The organism is Oleiphilus sp. HI0061, from assembly GCF_001635675.1.
Genome location: NZ_LWFE01001152.1, coordinates 1 through 2,637, shown reverse-complemented (window position 1 = coordinate 2,637; position 2,637 = coordinate 1). Strand labels below are relative to the sequence as shown.

2 protein-coding genes are annotated in these 2,637 nt (G+C 46.2%); both read left to right on the top strand.

Features of this window, described 5'->3' with window-relative positions; all coding sequences use genetic code 11:
• Positions 1-162: 162 nt before the first annotated feature.
• Complete coding sequence (glnA, locus tag A3735_RS17380; protein ID WP_068553266.1) at positions 163-1,569, top strand: glutamate--ammonia ligase; 1,407 nt, start codon at positions 163-165, stop codon at positions 1,567-1,569.
• Positions 1,570-1,764: 195 nt separating this feature from the next.
• A partial coding sequence (locus A3735_RS17375; protein ID WP_197485921.1) for a VCBS domain-containing protein occupies positions 1,765-2,637 on the top strand: 873 nt, incomplete at its 3' end.

Sequence of the window (2,637 nt, the reverse complement as noted above, 5' to 3'; positions counted from 1 at the left end):
GAAAAGTTTGTTTAGACTGGTTAGGCCGGACACCTGCTGCGAAAATCGCTAGGCACTGCGCATGTCGCAACTTGAGTGTGACAATTTAGTGCAGTGCTCGGCACTTGAAATAACATGAAACAAACCTTTGTTTCGAATACGTCCAAAAATGGAGAAATTAGAATGTCAGAGAAAACTCTCGGCCTAATCAAAGAAAACGAAGTCACATGGGTCGACCTTCGCTTCACAGATACTCGCGGTAAAGAACAACACGTAAGCATTCCATCTTCTGAAGTTGACGAAGACTTCTTCGAAGAAGGCAAAATGTTTGACGGTTCATCAATTGCTGGCTGGAAAGGCATCAACGAATCAGACATGATCCTTATGCCTGAAGACGCTACAGCAGTACTTGACCCGTTCACAGAAGAAAGCACTTTGATCCTTCGTTGTAACATCGTTGAGCCTTCAACTATGCAAGGCTACGAGCGCGACCCACGCTCTGTTGCGATCCGTGCTGAAGAATACTTGAAGTCTACAGGTATCGCTGACTCTGCATTGTTTGGTCCAGAGCCAGAATTCTTCGTATTTGATGACGTTAAGTGGAAAGCCGACATGAACGGCGCTATGTACGAAATCAACTCTGAAGAAGCTGCTTGGGGTAGCCACGCAGAATTCGAAGGCGGTAACATTGGTCACCGTCCAGGCGTTAAAGGCGGTTACTTCCCAGTACCACCAGTTGACTCTCTACACGACCTTCGTGCAGCAATGTGTGCAGCGATGGAAGCAATGGGTCTAGTAATCGAAGTACACCACCACGAAGTTGGTACTGCTGGTCAGTGTGAAATCGGTGTTGGCGCTAATACACTAGTAAACAAGGCTGATGAAGTTCAGATCCTTAAGTATTGTGTACACAACGTTGCTCACGCTTACGGCAAGACTGCGACATTTATGCCTAAGCCAGTAGTTGGCGATAACGGTTCTGGCATGCACGTTCACATGTCTCTTGCAAAAGATGGCGTTAACGTTATGGCTGGTGACGGCTATGCTGGTCTATCTGATGAGTGCCTATACTACATCGGCGGTATCATTAAGCACGCTAAGACTTTGAACGCTTTCACTAACGCTTCTACTAACTCATACAAGCGTTTGGTTCCAGGCTTCGAAGCACCAGTTATGTTGGCATACTCTGCACGTAACCGTTCTGCTTCTATCCGTATTCCATACGTAAATAGCCCGAAAGCACGTCGTCTGGAAGCTCGCTTCCCAGATCCAACGGCTAACCCATACCTAGCGTTCTCTGCGCTACTAATGGCTGGCCTTGACGGCATCCAGAACAAGATCCACCCTGGCGACCCAGCTGATAAAGATCTATATGACCTTCCTGCTGAAGAAGCTGCTGAGATCCCAACAGTTGCTGCTACGCTAGAAGAAGCACTAAACGCTCTAGAAGCAGATCACGAATTCCTAACTAAGGGTGATGTTTTCACTGAAGACATGATCCAGGGTTTCATCGATCTTAAGCGTGAAGAAGTTGAGCTATTGAACATGACAACTCACCCAGTTGAGTTTGAATTGTACTACTCTCTATAAGTACGATGTTCTATAAGCTATCATCACAGATAGCCTAACCTGCGCATGTAGGTTCAGAATAAAAGCCCGTTAATGGCAACATTAGCGGGCTTTTTACATTTGATCACAAAATCCGCCCGCCATAATCTAGACAAACACTCATAATACTCTTAGTGTATTAACTCACTGTATTAATTGTACAACCGGAGTGCATTCATGTCGGCTCAGCCTAGCCTGTTAGTATCAACCCGCCTTTTTTCTAGCCAAGTGCTTGAACAGGCTCATGGGCAAACTACAAACACCGACATTAACAAGACAAGTCCGGACGTACATCCATCCATACTACTTAATGACATATTCCCTCCACGAGAAGCTTCGCTGAACCTTGAACAGCTCGACACAGCATCGAACCAAGCACTGCAAGCCAAGGCGACACTCAAGAAGCTGGAACATGAGCTATCGAACGCAAACGAGCAACAGTTAAACGATATTGCCACCCTACAAGACAGCATCATTAACGACGAAGATTTTGATTTCTCTCTACTCCCCTCCACTGCAGCCGGGTACGAAGAAAGCCCCACCCAGCTTAACGGAGAATTTTCCAGCCCACCTGGCGAGAGTTTTTCCAGCAATGCGTATGTAGAAACAAGTACCGCCAACTCAGCGAAGCAAAGCAAATACGAAGTAGCCAGTTTAGACGAACAAAATAGTGAACAAGTCAGCACTTCAACTGCCATACTACCTCACACAGAAGCAGAGATAGATCATTCCAGCAAATCCCTTGGAACTCTGCACCGAAGCACTACTGAAGACATTCACTTTGAAGTAAGCGGCCAAGTTGATACACACTATGAATTTGACGAAACCAGTCATGAAACAGCTTATGGCCAAATCAATTACAACAGCGACGGCAGCTGGCAATACACGCTAGACAACAACACTTCGAAAATTCAAGAACTGGGGGCAAACGACTCCCTTATCGACAGCATCGACCTAATCAGCAAAAGTGGCGACAAATTTACCCTCAATATCACCATACATGGGATTAACGACAGCGCAACAATCTCTGGCGACAAGAGCGCTGAAGTT

Coding starts and splice junctions, on each gene's coding strand:
- glnA (WP_068553266.1), top strand. CDS start 163: ATGTCAGAGAAAACTCTCGGCCTAATCAAAGAAAACGAAGTCACATGG.